The 24,316-nt window shown below is 29.0% G+C and carries 25 protein-coding genes; 19 read left to right on the forward strand and 6 right to left on the reverse strand.

The features are described 5' to 3' along the window. Window positions 1–7: 7 nt before the first annotated feature. The gene (gene tyrS, locus ACPYPZ_RS03435) at window positions 8–1,243 is read right to left on the reverse strand and encodes a tyrosine--tRNA ligase (RefSeq protein WP_426461207.1); all 1,236 of its coding nucleotides are present in this window, start codon (window positions 1,241–1,243) and stop codon (window positions 8–10) included. Then, window positions 1,243–1,827 carry a TyrS-associated PheT N-terminal domain-related protein TapR gene (gene tapR / locus ACPYPZ_RS03440; protein ID WP_426461208.1) on the reverse strand — a complete coding sequence of 195 codons (585 nt, stop codon included), beginning with the start codon at window positions 1,825–1,827 and terminating at the stop codon, window positions 1,243–1,245. The genes tyrS and tapR overlap by 1 nt, the downstream gene beginning before the upstream one ends. A 35-nt stretch (window positions 1,828–1,862) precedes the next feature. On the opposite strand from tapR, the gene ACPYPZ_RS03445 reads away from it, so the two are divergent. Genes ACPYPZ_RS03445 through tsaD form a run of 4 tightly spaced genes read left to right on the forward strand, consistent with a single transcriptional unit; the run spans window position 1,863 to window position 4,620 of the window. Further along, entirely contained in the window at window positions 1,863–2,720 is an 858-nt protein-coding gene (locus tag ACPYPZ_RS03445) for a DegV family protein (protein ID WP_426461210.1), read from the forward strand. 21 nt (window positions 2,721–2,741) lie between these two features. Further along, window positions 2,742–3,134 (forward strand): tRNA (adenosine(37)-N6)-threonylcarbamoyltransferase complex ATPase subunit type 1 TsaE, encoded by a 393-nt coding sequence (gene tsaE, locus ACPYPZ_RS03450; protein WP_426461212.1) that lies wholly within the window; start codon window positions 2,742–2,744, stop codon window positions 3,132–3,134. Next, on the forward strand, window positions 3,134–3,679 hold the full coding sequence (gene tsaB / locus ACPYPZ_RS03455) for a tRNA (adenosine(37)-N6)-threonylcarbamoyltransferase complex dimerization subunit type 1 TsaB (RefSeq protein WP_426461214.1): 546 nt from the start codon (window positions 3,134–3,136) through the stop codon (window positions 3,677–3,679). The genes tsaE and tsaB overlap by 1 nt, the downstream gene beginning before the upstream one ends. Further along, complete coding sequence (gene tsaD, locus ACPYPZ_RS03460) at window positions 3,679–4,620, forward strand: tRNA (adenosine(37)-N6)-threonylcarbamoyltransferase complex transferase subunit TsaD (RefSeq protein ID WP_426461216.1); 942 nt, start codon at window positions 3,679–3,681, stop codon at window positions 4,618–4,620. Before tsaB ends, tsaD begins: the two co-directional genes overlap by 1 nt. Before the next feature lie 20 nt (window positions 4,621–4,640). Here tsaD and ACPYPZ_RS03465 read toward each other — a convergent pair whose 3' ends face one another. The 3 genes from ACPYPZ_RS03465 to ACPYPZ_RS03475 all read right to left on the reverse strand — a co-directional run bounded on the left by ACPYPZ_RS03465 (window position 4,641) and on the right by ACPYPZ_RS03475 (window position 8,849). After that, the gene (locus tag ACPYPZ_RS03465; protein ID WP_426461218.1) at window positions 4,641–5,705 is read right to left on the reverse strand and encodes a hypothetical protein; all 1,065 of its coding nucleotides are present in this window, start codon (window positions 5,703–5,705) and stop codon (window positions 4,641–4,643) included. Window positions 5,706–5,710: 5 nt separating this feature from the next. Continuing rightward, a complete protein-coding gene (locus tag ACPYPZ_RS03470; protein ID WP_426461220.1) occupies window positions 5,711–6,361 on the reverse strand; it encodes a LemA family protein in 651 nt (216 codons plus the stop codon). A 109-nt stretch (window positions 6,362–6,470) separates the two neighbouring features. Continuing rightward, window positions 6,471–8,849 carry a phosphoketolase family protein gene (locus ACPYPZ_RS03475; RefSeq protein ID WP_426461222.1) on the reverse strand — a complete coding sequence of 793 codons (2,379 nt, stop codon included), beginning with the start codon at window positions 8,847–8,849 and terminating at the stop codon, window positions 6,471–6,473. Window positions 8,850–9,310: 461 nt separating this feature from the next. Between ACPYPZ_RS03475 and tuf the strand changes: the two genes are divergently transcribed. The 15 genes from tuf (at window position 9,311) to ACPYPZ_RS03550 (ending at window position 23,498) form a co-directional block, all read left to right on the forward strand. Further along, on the forward strand, window positions 9,311–10,498 hold the full coding sequence (tuf, locus tag ACPYPZ_RS03480; RefSeq protein WP_426461223.1) for an elongation factor Tu: 1,188 nt from the start codon (window positions 9,311–9,313) through the stop codon (window positions 10,496–10,498). An 838-nt stretch (window positions 10,499–11,336) separates the two neighbouring features. Next, window positions 11,337–11,879, forward strand: coding sequence for a tRNA (cytidine(34)-2'-O)-methyltransferase (locus ACPYPZ_RS03485; protein ID WP_426461225.1), 543 nt, complete (start codon window positions 11,337–11,339; stop codon window positions 11,877–11,879). Beyond that, window positions 11,857–12,579, forward strand: a complete 723-nt coding sequence (locus tag ACPYPZ_RS03490) for a TrmH family RNA methyltransferase (RefSeq protein ID WP_426461227.1) — start codon at window positions 11,857–11,859, stop codon at window positions 12,577–12,579. The genes ACPYPZ_RS03485 and ACPYPZ_RS03490 overlap by 23 nt, the downstream gene beginning before the upstream one ends. Window positions 12,580–12,587: 8 nt before the next feature. After that, entirely contained in the window at window positions 12,588–12,866 is a 279-nt protein-coding gene (locus ACPYPZ_RS03495; protein ID WP_426461228.1) for a DivIVA domain-containing protein, read from the forward strand. 1 nt (window position 12,867) lies between these two features. Beyond that, the gene (gene ylqF, locus ACPYPZ_RS03500) at window positions 12,868–13,728 is read left to right on the forward strand and encodes a ribosome biogenesis GTPase YlqF (RefSeq protein WP_426461229.1); all 861 of its coding nucleotides are present in this window, start codon (window positions 12,868–12,870) and stop codon (window positions 13,726–13,728) included. Next, window positions 13,721–14,107, forward strand: a complete 387-nt coding sequence (locus ACPYPZ_RS03505) for an IMPACT family protein (RefSeq protein WP_426461231.1) — start codon at window positions 13,721–13,723, stop codon at window positions 14,105–14,107. Before ylqF ends, ACPYPZ_RS03505 begins: the two co-directional genes overlap by 8 nt. Continuing rightward, a complete protein-coding gene (locus tag ACPYPZ_RS03510) occupies window positions 14,091–15,464 on the forward strand; it encodes a M17 family metallopeptidase (protein WP_426461233.1) in 1,374 nt (457 codons plus the stop codon). The genes ACPYPZ_RS03505 and ACPYPZ_RS03510 overlap by 17 nt, the downstream gene beginning before the upstream one ends. A gap of 8 nt (window positions 15,465–15,472) precedes the next feature. Next, window positions 15,473–16,618, forward strand: coding sequence for a trigger factor-related chaperone (locus tag ACPYPZ_RS03515; protein ID WP_426461235.1), 1,146 nt, complete (start codon window positions 15,473–15,475; stop codon window positions 16,616–16,618). Between the two features lie 67 nt (window positions 16,619–16,685). Continuing rightward, entirely contained in the window at window positions 16,686–17,159 is a 474-nt protein-coding gene (locus tag ACPYPZ_RS03520) for an Rrf2 family transcriptional regulator (RefSeq protein WP_426461237.1), read from the forward strand. A 304-nt stretch (window positions 17,160–17,463) separates the two neighbouring features. Further along, window positions 17,464–18,279 carry an HAD-IIB family hydrolase gene (locus tag ACPYPZ_RS03525; protein ID WP_426461238.1) on the forward strand — a complete coding sequence of 272 codons (816 nt, stop codon included), beginning with the start codon at window positions 17,464–17,466 and terminating at the stop codon, window positions 18,277–18,279. Between the two features lie 6 nt (window positions 18,280–18,285). Next, on the forward strand, window positions 18,286–18,522 hold the full coding sequence (gene secG / locus ACPYPZ_RS03530) for a preprotein translocase subunit SecG (protein ID WP_426461240.1): 237 nt from the start codon (window positions 18,286–18,288) through the stop codon (window positions 18,520–18,522). A gap of 109 nt (window positions 18,523–18,631) precedes the next feature. Further along, complete coding sequence (gene rnr / locus ACPYPZ_RS03535; protein ID WP_426461242.1) at window positions 18,632–20,884, forward strand: ribonuclease R; 2,253 nt, start codon at window positions 18,632–18,634, stop codon at window positions 20,882–20,884. Further along, complete coding sequence (locus ACPYPZ_RS03540) at window positions 20,859–21,644, forward strand: tRNA1(Val) (adenine(37)-N6)-methyltransferase (protein WP_426461244.1); 786 nt, start codon at window positions 20,859–20,861, stop codon at window positions 21,642–21,644. Before rnr ends, ACPYPZ_RS03540 begins: the two co-directional genes overlap by 26 nt. Window positions 21,645–21,651: 7 nt before the next feature. Further along, the gene (metG, locus tag ACPYPZ_RS03545) at window positions 21,652–23,199 is read left to right on the forward strand and encodes a methionine--tRNA ligase (protein WP_426461245.1); all 1,548 of its coding nucleotides are present in this window, start codon (window positions 21,652–21,654) and stop codon (window positions 23,197–23,199) included. A gap of 14 nt (window positions 23,200–23,213) precedes the next feature. Further along, window positions 23,214–23,498, forward strand: coding sequence for a putative quinol monooxygenase (locus ACPYPZ_RS03550; protein ID WP_426461246.1), 285 nt, complete (start codon window positions 23,214–23,216; stop codon window positions 23,496–23,498). A 134-nt stretch (window positions 23,499–23,632) separates the two neighbouring features. On the opposite strand, the gene ACPYPZ_RS03555 is transcribed toward ACPYPZ_RS03550, so the two are convergent. Beyond that, window positions 23,633–24,313 carry a signal peptidase II gene (locus ACPYPZ_RS03555; RefSeq protein ID WP_426461247.1) on the reverse strand — a complete coding sequence of 227 codons (681 nt, stop codon included), beginning with the start codon at window positions 24,311–24,313 and terminating at the stop codon, window positions 23,633–23,635. Between the last annotated feature and the right edge of the window lie 3 nt (window positions 24,314–24,316).

Raw genomic sequence — 24,316 nt, forward strand, 5'->3', positions numbered from 1 at the left:
ATTTATTTTATTTTGTAATTTTAATGCAGTAAATATTTTTCTTTCCAACATGTAAAATCGCATATTCACCGTTAAATAAGTTTGATTCTAAATTAAATTCTTCTGTTATAGATTGGTTATTAACTTTAATTGAACCTGTTGCAATAAATTCACGTGCTTGACGTTTTGATTGCAATACTTTTTGTGCAATCAATTGATCAACTAAGTTTTCATTTTGATTTAATTCTAAAGTATTAATTTGTTCTGAAATTAATTTAATATCTTCTAATGAGTATTCTGATAAATCTACTTTTTTATTAAATAATAACTCTGAAATTTTTTGTGCTAATTTAGCTTCTTGTTCACCTTGTAATTGTTTGATAACATTAAATGCAAGTGTTTTTTGAGCTAAATGTGCATTTGGTTGTTCGTTATGTTTGTGCATTAATGCATCAATTTCATTCACTTCTATAAATGTTAATCATTTAAGTAGTTTTTCAACTTGTGAATCTGGTTGATTTAATAGAAATTGGTACATTGAGTATGGTTTAGTTAATGTTTTATCTAATCATAAGCTACCACCACCTGTAGATTTTCCAAATTTATTTCCATTTGCATCTGTTAATAAATTTGATGTAAGAGCTACAGCTTTACTTTGTTCTCCAAATTGTTTATTAATCATATCCAATCCAGTTGTTAAATTACCTCATTGGTCTGAACCACCAAATTGTACAAACACATTTTTAGATTTATATAAGGTTAAAAAGTCTCAACCTTGAATTAAGCTGTAACTAAATTCAGTAAAACTTAACCCATTATTAATACGAGATGCAACACTATCTTTAGCAAGTAAGTATGCTACATTAACCATCTTACCTGCATCTCTTAAAAATTGTAAGATATTCATATCTTTGTAAAAGTCATAGTTATCTACAACTTCTAAACCAAAGCTTTCTAATTGTGCTTTAATATGTGCTTTATTTTTTGATAATGTTTCATTATCAAGTAATTTTCTTTCTGCATCCTTAAATGATGGGTCACCAATCATTCCTGTAGCTCCACCAAGCACAGCGATACAGTTTCAACCATATTGTTTAAAACGTAATAAGTTAGCAATTTGAATGTAGTTTCCTAAATGTAAACTTGTAGCAGTTGGATCAAAACCTGCATATACAGTTGTACCTTTAGGTAAGCTTAAAAATTTTTCTTCATTACTAATTTGTTTTAAAACTCCACGGTTTCTTAAGTCTTCTAATATATTCATTAAAATTCAAATTCCTTTCCAATTTGGTTTGCTTCACCGAAAATTAATCCATCTTTATCAATACCTAAAGTACGATAGCCTGTAAGCATTCCATAACTAGAAACATCCATTACTTTTCCATTTAAAATTGGTGTACCAGCAAAAGTAGTTGCACCTGGTAATGCAAGTACCACTACTTTACCTTCAGCAGAATCTAATGTGTTAGTCACTAATTGGATTTTTTGTTGAGTTTCTTGATTAATTAAAACTTCTAAAACAAAAAGCTTTTGACTTTTTGGATGTACATCACGTTTTAAGATTTCACCAAAAATAAATTGTTGAATTGGTCTAATTTCTAATCCAAGTTCTTTTGCTTTAGTTTCGAGTAATTCAATTTGTGCACTTGTTAATCTTCCGAATTTTACATTAGGTTCAATACCTAATCATTCGTTATCTAAACAGTTAATTGAATTTACTTTATTGTTTTCATCAACAAAAAAGATTAATTTGTCTGTTGTAATTTGTTTTGTATTGTGAATTTTTTGGTCCACATAAATTATTGAAATATTCTTAAAAAAATTGTTTAAATTATTAAATGTTAACATAGTCTTATTATAACAAAATATAATATAATAACACTATGACTAAAACAGCTATTGTAATCGACTCTTCTGCTGGTTTTTCTCAAGTAGAAGCACACAAAAATAATTGATTTTTCTTACCCTTATTAATTTTCATTGATGATAAAAAATTACAAGATGGAATTGATATTACAAGTGATAATTTATTTGAACATTATCACTTAGAATCAGGGACAGCTAAAACTTCAGCCACACCTTTAGGGATTGCTACTGACTTACTTGCAAAATTAAGTAGCGAATATGATCAAGTGGTTGTTTTTCCTATCTCAAAACACTTATCAAGCCAAAACCAAATGCTCATTAATCTAGCACAAGACTTTCCTAATGTAAAGGTTATTGAGTCTTTATACGTAGCAGAATTAATTCCATTAAAAATCAGAGAACTTGAAAGTTTATTAGAAAAAGGCGTATCTTTAGAAGAAGCTGTAGCTTACTTAAATAATTGAGATACACGTTACGATGTAACTTTAGTACCTAAATTTAATGATTACTTAGTTAAAGGAGGGCGTTTAAGCCCTGCTGCTGCAACCTTAGCTAAGTTATTACAAATTGTTCCAATGATCAAATTTGAAGCAGGAGAACTGCTTAAAGAGGGAAAAGGAAGAACATTTAACAAAACTGTTCAAAAAGTTATCGACTCAAAATTCGCCAACCATAATAATGATGAATACGATTGTGTAATTTTACATTCAGATAATCAAGAAATCGAACAATATTTATCATATGTTAAAGAAAATTACGGTTTAGAACCTTTTGTCGCTAAAATTCCAAATGTAGTTGCAATGCACACTGGACCTGAAGCAATTGTTATAATTAAAGCACCAAAATTAACAGAAGGACAAAAAGCATTGTTTTAAACTTTGCTTTTTATTTTATTTATGAAAAAACTTATTACAAACCAAATTAGTGATTTAGATAAATTTATTTTTGACATATTACCACTAATTAAAGAAAATCAATTCATTTTATTAGAAGGTGACCTAGGTGCAGGAAAAACCACTTTTGTCAAATTACTTGCTAAACAATTAGGAATTAAAGAACGTATTACATCACCTAGCTTTTCATATATGAAAACCTACGATGGATTAGTTCACATCGATTTATATAACTATAAAGGTGATTTGGATGAATTTGAAGACTACTTTGAAGATAACATTGTTGCTATCGAATGATCGAATCTCCTTAAAAATAGTTTAAATAGTTATATAAAAATTAATGCAACATTACTAGATAATGATTATCATCAATTTGAAATTACGGAGGTAAAATAATGAATATTTATTTAGATACAGCAACTGAAGACTTCGTATTAATTTTATTTGATGATAACTTCAATGTAATTGATTCAACTCTAATGCAAGGTTATAAAAAGAAAGTTCACTTAATTACAGAACAATTTGAAGAACTACTTATTAGAAATAATTTAGAAGTACAAAATCTAAAAGGTTTATACACAAATATTGGTCCAGGATTTTTTACCGGTGTGCGTAGCTCATTAGTTTATTTTCAAACAATTTCATTAATGACTAATATCCCTATGTATATAACTAATTCATTTGCTTTATTGCAAAAACAATCAGAAAATGATATTCTAGTGTTAGACGCTCAAGGTGGAAAAAAATATTTATTTAACACCAAAAATACCAACGTAAACGAACAAACAGTTACTGTAGAAAACTCAGAACTTCCAGTTCAAAAAATCAATTTTGAAAACATCATTCATAACTTTGTAAAATATCAAGATTGTTTTCTTCAAAAAGAAGCTATGGACATTGAACCACTTTACATTAAAAAACCACAAATAGGAGGACAATAATGAAAATTTTAGGTATTGAAACATCTCATGATGATACTTCTATTGCGGTCCTTGAAGATGGTAAAGTTTTAGATTTATGAACAATTTCGCAAATTGATATTTTTAAAAAATTTGGTGGCACAATTCCTGAAATAGCCTCACGTGAGCATGTTAAAAATATTGCTATTATTCAAGAATTAATCTTAGAAAAATATGATCCAAATAGTTTTGACTATATTGCTTATACCAAGGAACCAGGATTAATTGGTACACTCCAAGTTGGTTATTTATTTGCTTCTGCATTTGCTTTAGTAATTCAGAAACCTTTAATTCCAATTAATCACTTACATGGACATTTTCTTTCTTCAACAATTACTGAACAAATTGAATTTCCTGCATTATGCTTATTAGTTAGTGGTGGACATACTCAACTAATTCTTGCTTACGATGTTGATGATTTAGAAATTATCGGAGAGACATTAGATGATGCTGTTGGTGAAGCATTTGACAAAGTATCTTCACGAATCGGTCTTGGTTTTCCTGGTGGACCAATTATTGATAGAGTAGCTCAAAATTATCAAGGTGAATATTTATCATTCACTAAACCACACACTGAAGAATTATTAGACTTTTCATTTAGTGGTTTAAAAACACAAGTATTAAATGCTGTTAACAAACTTAAAATGAAAGACCAAGAAGTTGACAAAGAACAATTTGCAGCAAGTTTTCAAAAGGTTGCTGTAGAATACTTAATCGATAAAACAAAGAAAGCTTTAGAACTACACCCTAATATTAAAACCTTAGTACTAGGAGGTGGTGTTTCAGCTAATAGTGAACTAAGAAGAGAATTTTTAAAACTACACCCAAACACTATTATTCCTTCTTTAAAATACGCTACAGATAATGGAGCAATGATTGCTCAAGCAGCTTATTTAAAATTAAAAAAGTCAGGTAGTAAATAATCTATCTGACTTTTTTAATTTTAAAGAAATGGTAAACAGGTAATAAATGCAGCAGTTGCATATACTGCATAAATATCTGTTTCAATATTTTTATATAAATTATCAATTATTTCTTGTTCAGTTATTTTTTTACCATTAAATGTAACCTTTAATTGATCTTGATAATCTTGAGTACAATGAGCCGCAATGATTTGACTACTTAAAACTGCAATTCAAAAGTTTTGATACATTAAATCATTATTTTGAATTGCTTCTCTGACGTTATATAAGTGTTGTAATGTCATTTCTTGTGCGTAGTTAGTGTATAACATTCTCGCCTTAATTTCATCATTTGAACATAATTTGACATATTTATTAAAAACATCATTTTCAAGTTTTTGTGTTTTGTGATTTTTATCATTTAAATTTTTAGTAAATAATGAAAAATCAAATTCCATATTAGGTTCTAAATCATTTAAATAGCAATAATAATATTGCATTGCTCTAGTTACTTCTGTGCTTGTCTTACCGTTACTTACTATTCATGAGAATAAAACGTTAACTGTATAAAAATCGTAACGATCTAATAATTTAAAATGATAAATTAAACCTATATTTTTAATTCTTGCAGAGCTTGGAATTGAAAAATCTCTTGCATCTTCAAAAAACTTAATGTTAAATCCACAATTATCAGGAATATTTGATGTTGCACCAATGTATTCTAACTCATCAATATCTTCGAATGCAGTTTCTAAAATTTCATCCGTAATTTGTTGGTCAAATGAACTTTCGATTATTTTTCTAATTCTCTTTTTTAGTTTTCTACGGTAAAAAACCAGTAAAAAGCATATTACTCATAAAATAAATATCGGAATTAGAAGAACAGCTAGATCAACAAAACCGAAAATAATAAATAAAATAAGCGAAATATCTAAAGCAGTAGCAAAACCAACTCATCAGTATTTATAGAAAAATGAATTTTGTATTTTATTAACTTTTTCTATAACACTTGTCTGTAAATAATCAGCAAATTGTTGTTTTACTTTATCGCTAATTTTATTTCTGATTTCTTCAATATTACTTACAGGAGTAACTTTTTTATACATATAAATTAAAAGTTAAATTCTAATTTAACATCTTCTCTTTGTTTTGTTGAAGCTTGGAATAATTCAATTGTACGTAAGTGTGCATTTTCTGCTACAACATTTGAAGGTCATACAAATAATGCTGTATTAAATTCATTAACTTCTTGGTTATAAAGTCTACGAGAAGCTGCGATTTCTCTTTCTAAATATGCAGCTTGCTCAGCTAATTCTTGAAACATCGCACTAGCTTTTAATTCTGGATAGTTTTCAGCTACAGCAAAAAGTCTACCAAATACAGAACTATTTAATTCTTGCAATTCATTACGATTGATATTTTGTTCGTGTAATAATGCACTACGCATTTTTGTTACATCAGTCATAATTGATTTTTCAAAATTTGCATATCCTTTTGTTGTGTCATATAACTTAATTAATGTCTCACTACGACGAGCAAGCTGAGTATCAATATTACTTGCTAATTGATTAATTTTATTTTGTTGAGCACGTAATTTATTATTTTTAACAATGTATCAAATGATTGGAATAATTAAAATAAAGCTAAGGTATAAAAATATTTTTCCACCAAGTGATGCTTTTGCATTTCTTTGTTCAATATCAGGTGTTGGATTAAAACCGTTTTCTCTGTTTGGTTGTGATTGATCATAAATATTTGCCATATAAATCTCCTTTTTGATTACCTTTAAATTATATTTAATTTAGATGAATATATAAAAAACTAGCTAAATTAATAGCTAGTTTCTGGGTACTAATTTAAAGTTAAATAACTTATTTTAATCCTTCTCATTTTCAGAATCTTACTTCATCTTCATCAATACCTACTGATTGAATGTATTCTTTGTGGAATTTAATTTTTTCATCCATAAGTTTAACAAAGTCAGCAGCTTTTTCACCATATACTGCTTTTGCAGCTGTTTGAGACATGTGGTATCTATCCATATCACTCATTAAACGAATGTCAAATGCTGTTGTAATATCACCGTTTTCTCTGTATCCGTGTGGGTAAACATTGTGGTTGTGACGGTCAAAGAAGATATCTCTAATTAATCCTTCAAATCCGTGGAATGCAAATACAATAGGTTTATCTTTTGTAAAGATTGCATCAAATTCTGCATCACTGTATCCACGTGGATCGTGTTTTGGATGTCTTAATCTTAATAAGTCAACTACGTTAACAAATCTAATTTTAAGTTCTGGGTATTGTTTGTGTAAGTATTCTGTAGTTGCAAGTAATTCTAATGTAGGTTCTGTACCTGATGATACAAGAACTAAATCAGGTTCTTCATTCATTGAACATGTTGAAGCTCAATCAATAACTTTAAGTCCTTTTTCAACTAATTCACGTGCTTCATCTACATTAAATCATTGTTCTCTTGGTTGTTTTGAAGCAACGATTAAGTTAATTACATCTCTTTCTGTTAATGTTTTATCTAATACAGCAAGTAATGTGTTTGAGTCAGCAGGTAAGTATTCACGAATTAATTCTGGTTTTTTATCTGCTAAGTGTCCTAAAAGACCTGGATCTTGGTGTGTGTATCCGTTATGGTCTTGTTGGAATGCTGTAGATGTAGCAATAACATTAAGTGATGGATAGTCATTTCTTCATTCAACTTTTCTTGCTTTAGCAATTCATTTCATGTGTTGTGTAAGCATTGAATCAACAACTCTTAAAAATGATTCGTATGATGCAAAGAATCCGTGACGACCTGTTAATACATATCCTTCTAAGAATCCTTCACATTGGTGTTCTGAAAGTTGTGAGTCGATAATTCTACCAACTGGTCCGATAGCTTCATCTAATTCTGGTTCAACTCTTTCAAGTCATTGACGGTTTGTTACTTTTAATAAATCAAATAATCTGTTTGATTTTGTTTCATCTGGTCCAAATGCTCTGAAGTTTGTTGGGTTACGTTTTACAACTTCTGCATAGTATTTACCAGCTGTAACCATATCTTGGTCTTTGATTTGTCCTGGTTTATCAAATTTAAGTACAAAATCTTCTCATTTAGGTAAATCTAACACTTTTGGATCAATTCCACCATTTGTGATTGGGTTCATTGCCATACGTTTGTCACCTTTAGGTGCAATTTCAGCATATTCTTCTTTAAATTTACCGTTTTTATCGAATAATTCATGTGGTTTATATGAAAGTAATCATGCTTCAAGATCTTCAATCATATCTGGTTTTTCGCTTGTTACAGGTAATGGAACTTGGTGTGCACGGAAACTTCCTTCAAATGTTAATCCATTAATTTTGTGTGGACATGTTCATCCTTTTGGTGTACGAACGATTAAAGCTGGTCAAAGTGGTCTTGTAGCTTCTTCTGCTGGTTTTTTACGTGCTTCTGCTTGAATTTTTAAGATTTTTTCAATAGCTTCATCAAATTTTTCAGCCATTTGTTCGTGAATTCCAACTTGGTCATTTACATCAGCTTCAACAAAAATTGCTTCTCATCCAAATCCGTAAAGCATACTTTTAATTTCTTCGTCTGATTTACGAGACATAATTGTTGGGTTAGAAATTTTTCCACCGTTAATGTGTAAGATAGGTAATACGGCACCGTCATTTACTGGGTTAATAAATGATGTTGAGAATCAGCTTCCTGCAAGAGGACCTGTTTCTGATTCACCATCACCAATTACAGTTGCAGCAATAACTTGTGGGTTATCAAGAATTGCTCCTGTTGCGTGTGATAATGAATATCCTAATTCTCCACCTTCGTGAATTGATCCAGGTGTTTCTGGAGCTGCGTGACTAGCTGTTCCACCAGGGAATGAGAAACGTTTAAACATTTTTTGCATTCCAGCTGTATCTTGAGTAATTTCAGGGAATAATTCTGTGTAACTACCATCAAGATATGAGTTAGAAATCATAACTTGTCCACCGTGTCCTGGACCTTCAATATAGAACATATTTAAATCGTATTTGTTAATTACACGGTTTAAGTGTGCATAAATAAGGTTTTGACCTGGGATTGTTCCCCAGTGTCCAATTGGGTACATTTTAACATCTTCTGGTTTTAATCCACCTTCTAAAAGTGGGTTATTTCTTAAATAAATTTGTCCTGCTGATAAAAAGTTTGCAGCTCTTCATCATGCGTGAACTTTTTCTAAATATTCTTTTTTGTCAAATTGTGTTTTATTCATATAGCATCCTTTATTAAATTAATAATTAGATTTCAACAAATAGAATTTTTTGTTCTAAATGTAATTAAATTATCTTATTTTTCTTTTTTTATGAAAGCAAATCGCTGAATGATGTGGAACACTTTCCACTTTTTCCACATTTGTAAACCAAAAGTACCTATATTTAGGGTATTTTTAGTATTTTAGACCAGTTGCTAAAAAAGTCATATTAGTAATAATCTATATTTTGCAAAAAAACTTTTTTTGTTAAAATATATCTATAAATTTATAAATAGATTTAAATAGAAACAACACAATAAGTGTGAGAATTAATTTTTATTTAGATTTTGCTAAAATATATGTGCTAAAAGAAATAGGACAGGTCCTAGCTGAAAGACTAGGCTTTGGTGGTTTTAGCGCTAGAACAAAAATTTATATATAGTTGAAATAAAATAATTAATTAATTCAAAGAAAGGATACAAATGGCAAAATTAGATTTTGACCGTAGTAAAGAACACGTTAACGTTGGTACAATCGGACACGTTGACCACGGTAAAACTACATTAACAGCTGCTATTGCTACAACATTAGCTAAAAAAGGTTTATCAGAAGCTCGTGATTACGCTTCAATCGATAATGCACCAGAAGAAAAAGCACGTGGTATTACAATTAATACATCACACATCGAATACCAAACAGAAAAAAGACACTACGCTCACGTAGACTGTCCAGGTCACGCTGACTACGTTAAAAACATGATTACAGGGGCAGCTCAAATGGACGGAGCTATCTTAGTTGTTGCTGCAACAGATGGACCTATGCCTCAAACACGTGAACACATTCTTTTATCTAAACAAGTTGGTGTTCCTCGTATCGTTGTTTTCTTAAACAAATGTGATATGTTAGAAGGTGAAGAAGAAATGATCGAATTAGTTGAAATGGAAATTCGTGGTCTTCTTTCAGAATACGGATTTGACGGAGATAACGCTCCAATCATCCGTGGATCAGCTTTAAAAGCATTAGAAGGTGATGCTGCATACGAAGAAAAAATTATGGAACTTATGAATGCAGTTGACTCATACATCGAAACACCTGTTAAAGAATTCGACAAACCATTCTTAATGGCTGTTGAAGACGTTTTCACAATTACAGGACGTGGAACAGTTGCTACAGGTCGTGTAGAACGTGGAAGATTACAATTAAACGAAGAAGTTGAAATTGTTGGTCTTAAACCTACTAAGAAAACAGTTGTTACAGGAATCGAAATGTTCCGTAAAAACCTTAAAGAAGCACAAGCAGGAGATAACGCTGGATTATTACTTCGTGGAGTTAACCGTGAAGACGTTGAACGTGGACAAGTTTTAGCTAAACCAGGTTCAATCGTTCCACATACAGAATTCGAAGCTGCTATCTATGTACTTAAAAAAGAAGAAGGTGGACGTCACACACCATTCTTCAAAAACTACAAACCTCAATTCTACTTCCGTACAACAGACGTTACAGGGGGAATTGAATTCGAAGCTGGACGTGAAATGGTTATGCCAGGGGAAAATGTTAACTTAAAAGTTAAATTAATCGCACCTATCGCTGTTGAAGAAGGAACAAAATTCTCAATCCGTGAAGGTGGACGTACAGTTGGTGCTGGATCAGTTACAAAAATTATTAAATAATTGATCACCCTACTAAAAAAGAGAGTTTATAACTCTCTTTTTTCTTTTATATTTTTATAATAAACATTGATTTGCATGATTTCAGAAGACAACACTTATTAAAATTTATTAAAAAAATATTCGCTACTTTAAAAGAATATAAACTGGGAATATTATTTTAATAGTACAATTTATACATTAAAATGTTGTCAGACAAAACTTAACTTTAGATTAAATATAAGATGCTTTTGTAATTTGGACAATTGGTAAATTTTGTGAAAAAAGATTAGTTTTTTTCTACAAAAAAATAAAAATTTTTAAAATTTTTATTGCTTGCATAAAGCATTAAAAAAATTTCTGATTTTTTTGCAAAACTTTTAAGCCTAAAATATAGTGCTAAAAGTTTTTAAAACAGCTTAGTAATTGATTAAAATACAGATTTTAATTTTTAAGCCTTGCGTATAGTCATTTTAAGAAAAAAAACAAGTTAAGTATATAATATATATGTGGAAGTAAAAAATGAATTACATATTTTTAAAATTACCAAAAATATGTCTAACATAGTACTGAAACAATAATCTGGTCAATTATCAAGTTTTATTACTAATAATCTGAATTTGATGTTATTCATATTCTGTGGTAGTTTTTTGATAAATTACAAAGATTTACTTTTGGGTTCATTTCATTTTGTAATTTAATTCCACACTCTAATTTAGAGTTTACCAAAAGTTAAATTGTAATTAATGATAAAAATTATCGAGTTTATTTCATTCATACTAAAACGCACTTATGTGCGTTTTTTCTTCGACTTTTTAGCTTAAATCGAAGCAAAAACGTATATTAAATATATAATAATAACATGTTAAATATTGTTTTATACCAACCAGAAATTTGCCCAAATACAGGTAATATTATTCGTACTTGTTTTGCATTAGGTGCAAAACTACACATTATCAAACCAATTGGTTTTGATTTACACCCAAAATGACTTAGACGTGCTGGAGCAGGAAGAATGCTTTCAGATATCCCTCATGAAGTACATGCATCATACGAAGACTTTGCTAAGAAATATGGTGATAAACGTATTTTTTACGTTACTCGTTATGGATTAAAAACATATTCAGATATGAACTATAAACAAGAATTTGAAAAAACTGGTGAAATCTGAATGATGTTTGGAAGAGAATCAACTGGGATTGACAAAAAAGTCTTACAAGATCATTTGGATGATTGCATTAGAATACCAATGGTCTCAGCAATGCGTTCAATCAATTTAGCCAACTGTGTAAGTATTTTAGGATTCGAAGTAATGAGACAACTTGATTTTGTTGACTTATCACTATACGAAGTAGAAAAAGGAAAAAATTATTTAATTGAACATGATTTTAGTGAGCAAAAATAATCCCAAAGTCAAATTTTGAAAAAAATTAAAAGAAAAAAAATATAGAGATATAGAAGGTCTTTACTTAATTGAAAGCTACCATTTAGTTGAAGAAGCTAAAAAATACGGTATTGTTGTAGAAACTATCGAAACTGAAGAAAACCAAAAATATTCAGATTCCACTTTAGTTTCAAAGGAAATTATTTCATTATTAGCTTCTACCGTAACACCACAACAAATTATTGCTGTTGTTAAAAAAGATAAGCCTTTATCGCAAAGTATCAACAAAGTAATCGCACTAAATAATTTACAAGATCCAGGGAATGTTGGAACAATTATTCGTTTAGCAAAAGCTTTTGATTTTGATACTGTTATTATTGAAAATCTTGACCCTTATAATGACAAAGTAATTCGGTCAAGTCAAGGTGCTTTCTTTGATACTAACATCATCCAAACAAAAAACTTAAATCAAACACTAATTGACTTAAAAAATGATAACTTTACTGTTTATGAGACATTATTAAATGAAAAAGCACAAGCTTTAAACGATGTCCAATTTAAAGAAAACAAAATCATTATTGTCGTAGGTAACGAAGGACAAGGAATTAGCAAAGACATTCAAAAATTAAGTGATACAGATATCTATATTCCAATTTCATTTGAAAGCTTAAATGTGGCTTGTGCTACAGCTATTATTCTAGATAAAATCAGAAACAAATAAGGAGTAAGATGCACGATTTAATTAAAAATATCTACCAACAACTTTTAGAAAATAAATTCGGTAGTTCCTTAAATGGCTATTCAAAAGCAGAAGTCGATTCATTCTTAGAAAAAATTGCTTCTCAAGTGTATTTTTTATTGCAAGACTCAAATGTAACGCAAACCGACTTGGATAAAAAAGAAAAAATTATCGAACAACAAAAAAATAAAATTGATGAATTGACTTTTGAAAACAATCGCCTTGAAAAACAAATTAGGAAATTAGAAGAACTTAATAAAGGAATATAAAATGTTTGAACAAAATAAAGAAGAAAAAGAATTTAGAAACCTAATCCAATGATTTCCAGGTCATATGGCTAAGGCGATGAAAGATATTAAAGAAAACGCTAATTTATGTGACGTTTTTATAGTCGTACTCGATGCACGTTGTCCTATTAGTTCATATAATGAAGATTTCGATGCAATCTCACCTCAAAAACCAAGATTATTTATTGTTACTAAAAGTGATTTAATGGATAAATCTAAAAAAGATGAAATTAACGCACGTTTTAAAGGTGAAAATATTCTTTGATTAGATTTAAGAAAGCAATCATCTAAAAAAATTATTTTAAATAAATTAAAACAAATTATGGCTCCAAAAATTGCTCGTGATAAATCTAAAGGAATGTTAATTAGTCGCATTAAATCATTTGTTGTTGGTGTTCCAAACTGTGGTAAGTCAACATTAATTAATTTAGTATCAGAAAAGGCTAAATTAAAAGTTGCTAATTATCCTGGAGTTACACGTGAGAAAAAATGAGTCGTAAACGGCGAATTTCTTTTCCTTGATACACCAGGTATCTTATTGCCTAAATTTGATGATCAAGAAATTGCTATTAAGTTATTAACTATCGGATCAGTTAAAATCGAAAATTTCCCTACTGAATTTGTTGCAATTCAGATGTGAAAATTAATCAGCAAATACTATCCAGAACGCTTAACTAATTTAGGCTTAACACCTTGCCAAGATGACAAGGAAATTTATGGTTTATTCTTTGAATACGCTGAAAAATTTAAATTTTTCAAAGATAAAGGGCGTCCAGACTTAGATAAGGCTCACAAGCATTTTATTAATTTCTGTCGTAATTTAAAAGATGTTACATATGATTAAAACAGAATTAATTATTAAAAAATCAAGGTTCATCAGCTACGCATTTGAATTAACAGACAAAGCTAACTTAAAAGAAATCATCTCATCAGTCCAAAAAGAAAACAAAAAAGCTCGACACGTTTGTTATGGTTATTTAATTTACCAAAATGGTGTTGAAAGTGGTGGATTTAATGATGATGGTGAACCTAAAAACACAGCTGGTAGACCAATTTATGATTTATTACAGCTTAAAAAAATGTATAACTATGTAATAGTTGTTGCAAGATATTTTGGTGGTATTAAGCTAGGAGCTGGTGGTTTAATTCGTGCATATCGTGAAAGTGCACTATTAGCTATTAACCAAATATCAAAAGGAGTAGAAAATGAGAATTTTAAATAAAAAAGATTTAAACTTTATGCTTGTTCGTCCTGCATACGAAGGAACAGAATTTCCTAAATTTGTAGGTCGTAAAAATTTAACAGTTACTGAAGATTTACAAAATAACATCGCTTATGTATATTTAGATAAAGAACACACAAACTTAGAGGGTATTAATTCATTAATCAAAAAAATTGCAGGTTCTTTATCAAGAAATTATGCTTTTGATTTAAAAAGCTTTATTACAGAAGAACTAACAGCTGATACATTAATCAGAACATTTATTATTAAATCTGATTTTGCTACAGCTAAATTATTCAAAAAAACAAATGCAAAAGTAGATCCTAAGGACAAAAAAGATAAAAAAGAAATAGCATTATATTTAGGAGCTAAATACGACTCTGAATTAATCAAAAAATGTCAATATCTTTCAAGAGCAATTACTCAAGTTAGAAATTTACAAATTATGCCTGAAAACTTTTTAAACTCAGAAATGTTAGCTGCTGCTATTACAACTGATTTTGCTGGTATTGAAGGTTTAAAAACCGAAACCTTAACTAAAAAAGAAATCGAAGCAAACAATATGGGATTATTACTTTCTGTTAACAAAGGAAGTACACACGAACCAAGAGTTGTCATTGCTTCATATAACGGAAATCCAGAGTCAAAAGAAAAAATCGTTATCGTTGGTAAAGGAATTACATTTGATACAGGTGGTGTTAACACTAAAGGATATCATATGGAAGGAATGAAATATGATATGTCAGGTTCTGTAATTGCAGCCTACGCAGTTAAAGTTTTAGCTTTATTAAAAGCTAAAGTTAATGTTGCTGCTATTATGTGTATTACAGATAACAGAATTAACGCAGACGCATCACTTCCTGAAAATGTATACCAATCTATGAGTGGTAAATGAGTTGAAGTAGTCGACACAGACGCTGAAGGTCGTTTAGTTCTTGCTGATGGTTTATACTACGGAGCAAGTAAATTAAAAGCGACAACATTAATTGATGTTGCTACATTAACTGGTGCAATTTTAACAGCACTCGGAAATGTTTATACAGGAATTTGATCAACTAACGATCAAAAATGAGAAACATTTAATAAAGCTGCTCAAGTAGCACAAGAAAAAGTATGAAGAATGCCAATGCACGAAGATTACAATAAAGGAAACAAAGGCTCAAAAGTTGCTGACTTAGCTTCTTGAAGCAAAGTTGTTAGACCAGACTCTTCACAAGCTGCTATGTTCCTTAAAGAATTCACAAACGGTGTTGGTTACATTCACTGTGATGTTGCAGGTACAGCTGATAAAAATGGTGAACCTCAAGGTGAATTAGTAAGTACATTAGTTGAATATTGTTTAATGAACGCAAAATAAGGAGTTTTATGTTAAAACAAGAAATTATTAACTTTACAGTTGCTAAAGATGAATGATTAAAATCACAAAATGATGCTCTTAATTATCTTGAAGGGCAAAAAAAAGATAAACAAGAAAAAATTACTCAACAAACAATTTTAGAATTAGCAAAAAATGCTTACATCGAAATGAAAAGAGATGAAACTTTTAGAAATAATTTAAAAGATAATTCTAAAATTTCATTTTTACCAGTAATTGAAAATGTAAACGTATCAGTAGAAAACCTTTCATTTGACTTGAAAGTTTACTTTTTAGATGATCTTAAAGATTTTCAAGTAGATTTTCAACCTTCTGCAAAATTTCAATATGATAAAAATTTTGAATCTAAAATTGAAGAATTCAAAAAATCATTTATGTCTAATTACACATTTTATTTAGACACAAAAGAACCAATTCAAGATGGAAATATAGTTATTTTAGAAATAGAAATGAAATCAAAATCTGATAATTCAGTTAGAAAAGATACAATTCAAGTTAAAGCAAACAAAAATGCTACAACACCAGTAGAAAAAGAAATTATTGGTTTAAAAGTTGGTGATGAAAAAGATATTACCAACGAATTTGCAGATGTCCATTTACAAGTTAAAGAAATAAAAGAAGCAAAAGCAATGCCTATTACAGAAGAAAATGTTAAATTAATGGGATTAGAAAAAGTTTCTACACTTGCAGATATCGAAAAAGAAATAACAACATCTGTTAAACATCAAATCTTTTCTGATGCTGTATTTGATTATGCTCAAAGAATTATTAAAGAAATTTTAGTTAAAAATAAACCATTAGAAATCCCTGAAGATTTATTATTACAAACTTTCTCACAAGCAAACGTTAAAACTGAAGAAATGGAACAAGTGAAGGCACAATCAGAAAATATGATTTCTCAATACTTCTGAACTAATTTAATTTCTAAACGTTTAGGTTTAGAACCAACAGAAAACGAAATGAAAAGTGAAATTAAATTAGTCCAAAACTTCCTTGGAACTACAGATCCTAACCAACTTGATTTTGGAAAAATCGCATATGTAATTATTAGCAAAAAATTAGGACTTTACTATTTAAATAAATACGAACCAACAGAATTTATTTTCGTAACTCAACAAGTCCCTAATTTCTGATAGATTAGTTAAAAAACAAGCAGCAAGCTTGTTTTTATTTTGTCCAAAAATGTTATATAATATATGTGTAATGAAAAAATCTACAAAAAACACTACAAAGTGAGTATTTAGTGACTATATTGTTTCTTTACACATTTTAACTTACTTATCACACAAAAAAGGTGAAGTAGTTCCAAGTAGTGTGATTGCGAAAAATGTAGAAGTAAACTCAGTGCGGATTAGAACAATCGTAAAACCTTATATTGATTGCGGTTGAGTAAAAGCTTACCCTGGACGTATGGGTGGATACGAAATACTAAAAGATCCTGCAACAATTACTTTAAAAGACGTTTTAAACAAATTACACTTAAAATTAATTAACGAAAGTTACAGTAGTGGAACAAAAAAAGTTAAATGTAAAATCGCAAACAATATAGGTATGTTCTTTAAAACACTTCTTATTGTACTTAACAATGACATTGAGAAAGTGTTAGCTCAAGTTACCGTACAAGATATTTTAAAATCTACACTCGAAGGAAATTACGACTGAAAAGATGCTTTTTAGCATTAATCTAGATTTAATATAATTATCATAGACAGAGCATATTTAATATGCTCTGCTTTTTTATAAAAATGCATTTTTATTTTTTGAAAACCATCTTTTTTTTATTTTTTTTGCATTACACAAACGAATTTAATAAGTTTTTAAAACGAAATAATTTTTACACCTTAAAAATAGATTAATAAATTTTTATAAAAATATTTTAAACAAACAAAAAAATGATAATAGAAAGCACTCAACCTTTAGCATATAGCATAAATAGTGTAAAATTTAAATATTACTTTAAAAAGTTGCAGAAAGGAATAAAATGACACAACCTTCAATCGTTTTTTTAGATTTAGACGGAACAACTCTTGATGGACCTGCTCCAAAATGATTTCAAAAAGACCCTAGCGAATTTACTTGCGATGTACTATCAAAAGTAAATAAAATTTTTCCTGTTGTAATTTGTACAGGAAGAAGTGCAAATAATAATACAAGAAGAATTGTAGATAAAATCGGTTTAGACTCATACATCACTTGAAATGGTTCAGAGATTTACTGAAAACATGAATTAGTATATCAAGCACACGCACCAAAAGATGTTACTGCTGAATTAGTTAAAGATTTTGAAAAATACAACTTAAATGTTATTTTCAATTCAAATAAAGAAAACTCATATACAAAAAACATAATTTCAAAACAATTTATGGGACACGCAAAAGATACATGTAAATATTGAAAAGATTTTGATAATAATTTCAATATGCAAAAAGCTTTTGTTTGACCTGCAAGTTTTTCACCTGTTAAAAAGCTAGCAAAAATATTTCCAATTTTACAGGATAAATATGGAGATAAATTAGAGTTAACCCTAGCTGGTGAAAATAACGTTATGGAAATTACACCTAAAGACATTTCTAAAGGTAACGCAGATCTTTGATTATGTAATTATTTAAATCTTGACCCAAATAAAGCATGACACTTCGGTGATTCATTAAACGACGCATCAACAAAAGGTAAAATCGGAACTTTAATTGCTGTTGCTAACGCTACTGATGACTTAAAAGTGCAAGCTGATGTAATTTTAGATAAAACTTGTGATGAAAGTGCTGTTGCACATCATTTAAAACAATTTATTAAGTAGGACGTTGTGGTTTATTTTATTACTACTATTTTAATTATTCTAGGATTTTTCATAATCCTAATTTCATTTTTAATGTCACCAGACTCAAATGGTTTTTCTGGTGCTTTAGTTGGTTCAAGTGATTTAGAATTATTTAAAACTTCAAAAGAAAGAGGATTTAAAAAATTCTTAAAATACAGCATGATGACATCTGGATTAATTTTATTAATTCTTGCTGTTTTATTAGCTGTTTTAGTACACTAAGATCCACAAGTTTTGTGGATTTTTGTCTGCTTTTAAAATCTATAATTATGCTATGATTTTAATGCTTTATAGTATATATACTATAAATAACGTAAGGAGAAATTCAAATATGGATAAAGAAAAAATTTATCATTTCATACAAAGTGCTGTATCCAGGTCATTTCTAGATATTGCTAAACACTTTCGTATTTCTGTTCGTAATAATAAAGATTTAACAAATATTTTATCTACATTACTTAAGGAATACAAAATTTTCAAAAATAATAAAGATGAATACTACGCACCAGTTTTAAAAGACACAATCGTTGGTACATTAAGTGTTAACGCGAAAGGATCATTTGGTTTTGTTGACTACAATATCGATGAAGAAGCTGGTACAAAAGATAGTGTATTTATTAAAAGTTTTAATTTTAATGGTGCAATTCACAATGATATTGTTAGAATTAATGTATATGTTAATCCAAGAGATAACCAAAGCGATTTAACCCATGGAGTTGTTACCGAAATTATCGAACGTGGAAACACTGAAATGATTGGATTTATGAAACAAAAAAATTCATCTACTTATTTTGTACCTGTTGAAGAACGTTTCAAAACCATTCAATATAAACTTATTTCTTCAGTAGTTCCTACTAAATTAAACGATTTAGTAGTAGCACGTATTTTAAAATATGAAGAAAAAAGTATTTTAATTCAAATTGAACGTGTAATCACAAATGAAGCTGACCCGATGGTGTTTGTTAAATCTTACTTAGAACAAATTAAAGCTCCAAGTAAGTTTCCAGACACTTTAGAAGAAGAAATCAAAGCAATTCCAGAAACAATCGCTAACGAAGATATCTCTAATCGTGTAGATTTACGCGATAAGATGATCGTAACCATCGATGGTGATGATACTAAAGACTTTGATGATGCAATTACTGTTAAAAAATTAGACAATGGAAATTATTTCCTTGGAGTTTATATTGCTGATGTTTCTTACTATGTTAGAGAAGAAACAAAAATTAATGAAGAAGCCTTAAATCGTGGAACAAGTATATATTTAGTCGATCGTGTTATTCCGATGCTACCAGTTGAATTATCTAACGGAATTTGTTCTTTAAATCCTAATGAAGATCGTTTTGTCTTAGCTTGTGAAGTCGAAATCGATAAATATGGTAATACTGTAAAAACCAATATTTTCCAAGGTATTATTGAGTCTAAATTTAGACTTACATATAAACAAGTAGATAAATATTTTGACACAGGAAAAATTAATGAAGATTTTGAAAATCAAACTGCTGTTACAGAATTAAAATCTATGCTTAACCAAGCTAGAGAACTTAGTTTAATTCTTCATCAATACAAAATGAAACAAGGTTATATTGATTTTGAAATCGATGAACCAAAAATTAAATTAAACGAGGATGGTTCTGTTAAAGAAATCATTATCAATAAACGTGGATTTAGTGAAGTTTTAATCGAAGACTTTATGGTTCGTGCTAACGAAACAGTTGCTAAATTTTTATACGATAATAAGCTTCCTGTTCTTTACCGTGTACACGAAAAACCTGATGCTGATAAATTACAAGGTTTAAAAAATGCTTTATCAGTTATCGGCATTTCAATGGACGGAATTAACGAAAATAATATCAATCCACAAAATTTTGCTGAATTAGTAAATAAAGTTAAAGAATTAAGAAACGATGATTTCGTAAAACTTCTCTTTTTAAGAACAATGCAAAAAGCAGTATATTCACCAGAAAATATCGAACACTTCGGTTTAGCTAGTCAGTTCTATTGCCACTTTACCAGTCCGATTCGTAGATATCCCGATTTAATGATACATCGTATTATTCGTGATTTCTTAATTAATAAACAAATGGATAAATTGCAACATATGCGTGACCAACTACCTATTTTTGGTGATTTAAACACTAAGAGTGAGCAAAAAGCAGTACAAATTGAAAGAAATGTTAATGATTTAAAATTTGCTGAGTTCCTTAAAAATCAAGTTGGTAAACAATTTAAGGTACAAATTTTAAGTATTTTACAATTTGGTTTCTTTGTTGAATTTGATTTTAAAGCCAGCGGACTAGTGCACCGTAGTAATTTATTTGACGGAGATTATGAAGCTAACGAAACTTTAACTAAATTAATTTCTGAAAAAAGAACATTTACCCTAGGTGATTACGTTGATGTAGTCGTAATAGGTGTTGATTTAGTAGAAGGGAAAGTTGACTGCGTACTTGCAGAACTTTATCCAACATACTTAGAAAATCAACGCAAATTTAAAGAATCAAGACAATTAAAAACACCGCTTAAATTAAACACAAAACACGACAAGCACGATAAACATGATAAACCTAGAAAAAGAAAATAGAAAATTAGTAAAAAACTCTTTGGGTTTTGATTCTGATTTATATGTCTATCAAGATAAAGATATGTTTAATTATTCGGTAGATACAATCTTATTGGGTAATTTTATTTATTTAAATACAAAAATTCACCGTGCACTGGAAATTGGTGCAAACAATGGTGCTCTAAGTATTTTTGTCGCAGCTAGAAATCCAAAATTAAAAATTGATGCTGTCGAAATTCAAGCACCTGCTGCTGAATTAGCCGAATACAATGTAAAAATGAATAATCTTGACAAACAAATTAAAGTTATCAATAAAGACTTTAATGAATTTTGAAAAGAACACTGTAAAAATGCAAGTAAAAAATATCAAATTATTTTTTGTAATCCACCTTTTTATCCATATGATAAAACAAAATTAAAGAAAAATATTTCTGAATCTAAATTGATAGCTACTCATGAGATTCATTTAAATCTTGAACAATTAATTATAGGTGCATCAAAAATCATTGAGCAAAAAGGCTTCTTTACAATGGTGTTACCAGTCGAACGAATGGTTGATGCTTTTTGTTTACTTAGACAATATAATTTTGAGCCAAAAAGAATACAACAAATTATTCCAAGAGTTCAAGATAAACCTAAATTTGTTTTAATTGAAGCTAGATATAATTCAGGTTGAGGAACACACTTTTTACCTAATTTATATTTACACGATCCACACGACACATTAAATCACGATTACCTACCAGAAATCAAAGAATTGTATAAACCTAAAAAAGTATAGGAGTATTATGAATAAAAGATTTTATATTACAACACCTATTTATTACGCAAGTGGTAAATTACACATTGGTCATTTATATACAACCACATTAGCTTGAACAATTGCAAATTATAAAAAACTAATGGGCTATGATGTTAAGTTCTTAACAGGTAGTGATGAACACGGACAAAAAATCTTTTTAAAAGCAGCTGAAAATAACAAAACACCTCAAGAATTTGTTGATGAACTTTACACAAGTTATAAACAAATGTGAGTTGATTTTGGTATAGACTATGATTTTTATTCAAGAACAACTAACGAACAACACAAAACAAGTGTTAGACATATTTTTTCTAAATTTCTCGAAAAAGAATACATATATAAAGATAGCTACACTGGATTATATTCAGTTAGTGATGAAGAATTTTTAACAGAGACTCAAGCTGTTAAAAGAGATGGAAAGTTCTACCATCCAACAAGTGATCACGAATTAGTTACTGTATCTGAAGAAAGTTATTTCTTCAATATGAACTTATTTGCTGATTGACTCATTAATTACCTTAATGAACACCCTGATTTTGTTTCGCCAGCTAAAATTACTAAAGAAATGTTAAATAACTTTTTAAATAAAGGTCTTGATGATTTATCAGTAACTAGAACAAACGTTTCTTGAGGTATTAAAATTCAAGAAGAGGAAAAACACACTTTATATGTATGATTAGATGCCTTATGCAACTATATCACTGCATTAGGTTATGATCCAAACCTACTAGAACAACCTAAATTATTTAAAGAATTCTGGGCTGATCCAAATACAGAGGTGGTTCATTTATTAGGAAAAGAAATCGCACGTTTCCATATGATTTACTGACCTATTTTCCTAAAAGCTCTCGATCTTCGCTTACCAACTAAAATTCAGGCACACGGTTGATTGGTTACACCAACTGGAAAAATGTCTAAATCCAAAAATAATGTTGTAGACCCGTATGATTTATTAGCAAAATTTCACCCTGAAATGATTAAATATTACTTAACAAGTCAAATAGTTTTAGGAGAAGATGGAATTTTTGACCAAGATCGCTTTATTGATGTAATTAATGCTGATTTAATTAACAATTTTGGAAACTTAGTATCTCGTACTTTAAAAATGAAATCCAATTCTTTTGCTGAACCAATTAAATATGTTTCAACTGAATTACCAATTGACTTAGATATCAAAAATAAAATTACAGCATCAAAAAATGAATTTATCAAACATTTTGATAATTTTGAAGTTGATAAGGCATTGCGTGTAGCTATTACTTTATCTAGCGAACTAAACAAATATATTGATGAAACTCAACCTTGAACATTAAAGGAAGATTTAAATCGTTTATCTCAAGTTTTATCAATTTTATTAAATGGTATTTACGCAGTTGCCACCTACTTACAAGTTGTTTTACCACAAAAAATGGATGATGTGAAAAAAGCATTAGGTGTTCCAGCTTTTTCACTTGATTCTATAAATAAATTTGATAAATTTGATAACATTAATCAGGCTAATTCATTTATGCTATTCGAAAGAATTAAAAAATAAAAGGAGTAAAATAAATGATTTTCGCTAAAGCAACAACATTCATTATTAATCCTGAAAAAACTAAACCTTTTTTAGATTATATGTTTGTTTTATCTAAGAAAACTAGAATGCTTGAAATGAATCTTTCATTTGAATACGGACTTCAAAGCGATGATAAAGTTGTATTAATTGAAAGATGATCAAGTCTAGCAGATTATAATAATTTTGTTAATGATCCTAATTTCTCAACTGAGTTTAAAACATTAACAAAAATGGCTAAAAAAGTTTCAGTTTTATATGAATTTGAAACTATCAAATAATAACGAATATTCAATTTTAAGCACATCTAATTCTCTAGCTGTGCTTTTTTATTACTTTTTTCCTCAACGCACTTAGACACGCTTTTAAGCACTAATAAGGCGATATAAAAAAGCAGCTTTATTAACTAAAACTGCTAATTTTGTAATTCGCTATTTATTTGGTTCTTCTTTTTCTTTTTATCTTTAATATATTCAGTTATCACATTAACAATTGTTGTAACTAATAAGATAACTATTGCAATAAATATTGATAAATCTGCGTAATTGAACGTACCAACTGTTTGTCCTTTTCAATTTTCTCAAAACGGTACGTAGAATATATCTTTTACGTATCCTAAAAATCTAAATCTATCAATGCAGTTTCCTAAATCACCAGCTAGTAAAATCCCTAATCCAAGTGCATAATAAATAGCATACTTAGATTTTAAAAAGATAGGAATTATTAAAACAACTATAGCTAAAATAATGCTTAATGCTTGTACTGCTGCGATTACATCTCATGACTCAGGTAAAACAGTAACACCTTTATGTCAAACATTACGTATACCTATAATTCCATTACCATGCTCTGAGCCCCCATATACTTTATTTGCTGGTCATATACTTTCCGCACTAGTTTCTGAATGTTGGCCAAAAACATCTACAGGGTGATTTCATAAATATTGTTTAGTTAGTTGATCGATTACTAAAAAGATAGTAAAGACACCAATTAATATTATGTAATTAATTAAAATTTGTTTTTTATTCTTGTGTAAATATTTTTTAGACTTTTCTAAAAAACTAGATACATTCAACTTTAATTTTTCTATGTTCATAAT

The organism is Mycoplasma hafezii (assembly GCF_049942695.1).
GTDB lineage: Bacteria > Bacillota_I > Bacilli_A > Mycoplasmatales > Metamycoplasmataceae > Mycoplasmopsis > Mycoplasmopsis hafezii.